The organism is Enterobacter cloacae complex sp. IR5441, from assembly GCF_049238215.1.
Taxonomy (GTDB): domain Bacteria; phylum Pseudomonadota; class Gammaproteobacteria; order Enterobacterales; family Enterobacteriaceae; genus Enterobacter; species Enterobacter hormaechei_C.
Genome location: NZ_JBMKIA010000118.1, coordinates 1 through 983 on the forward strand (window position 1 = coordinate 1; position 983 = coordinate 983).

Genomic DNA, 983 nt, shown 5'->3' on the forward strand with positions numbered 1-983 from the left:
CTCAGAAAACGGAATCTATGGTCACTCCCGTTTTTGCAACACCGATTTTGACGACAAGTTGGCTTGCTTGAATCTATCCGGCGTCTGAATGGGATTTTATTCCCGCGCCTTGATGAGTTCCGCGCCTGATGAACCTCCAGAAAATATACGGCTTCAATGAGCCTTTCCGTTTTACAGGTTCCTCAACAGGCCGGTGGGCCGTTAGTATCATCAATATCAGTATTCGCAAAACCAGATCAGTAATTCTTTAAACCGGTGTATTTCTGCCGTTATGCTACATAAGTTTGCTGTCGTGCCGTTAGGGCCCAGGCTATTCTGGCCAGCTTGTTTGCCAGAGCACAAGTGACGACAAAGTTGCTTTTCCGGCACAGTAAATCCCTGACCCAATCGGCCAATTTGCCAGACTGGTGTTCCAGTTTTTGTATGAATACCCTGGCACATTGAACCAACAAAGTTCGGATCTTTTTATTACCTCGCTTACTAATTCCCAGCAATGTCGTCCTACCTCCCGTGCTGTACTGCCGAGGTACAAGCCCTGTTGCCGCCGCAAAGTCACGGCTGCTGGCGTACTGCTTCCCGTCGCCAATCTCAGTTGAAATAGTACTCGCTGTCAGTGTTCCGACGCAGGGAATGCTCAGCAAGCGCTGTCCAACCTCATCTTCGTCCAACTTTCGTTTCAACTGGGATTCCAAATCTTTAATCTGCTCAACAAGATAGTGATAATGCTGTTGTAATTTCAGCAATAACTGGCTGAGGTAAAGAGGCAAACTATTATCCTCAAGAATGGTACTCAGTCGGCTAATAACGGCAGCTCCTCGGGGAACGCTAATGCCAAATTCCAGCAGAAAAGCATGCATTTGATTGGTTGTTTTTACCTTATCCTGAACCAGGGATTCACGGACACGATGCAGAGCCCGCATTGCCTGCTGAGATTCCGTTCTGGGCTGCACAAAACGCATAGACGGACGCGATGCAGCTTCACA

1 protein-coding gene is annotated in these 983 nt (G+C 48.0%); it reads right to left on the reverse strand.

Annotated features, from left to right (window positions below; genetic code table 11):
* Positions 1–269 precede the first annotated feature (269 nt).
* Positions 270–983 (reverse strand): IS110-like element IS4321 family transposase (locus ACOTX5_RS26635; protein WP_248948140.1); only part of this gene is annotated, 714 nt, incomplete at its 5' end.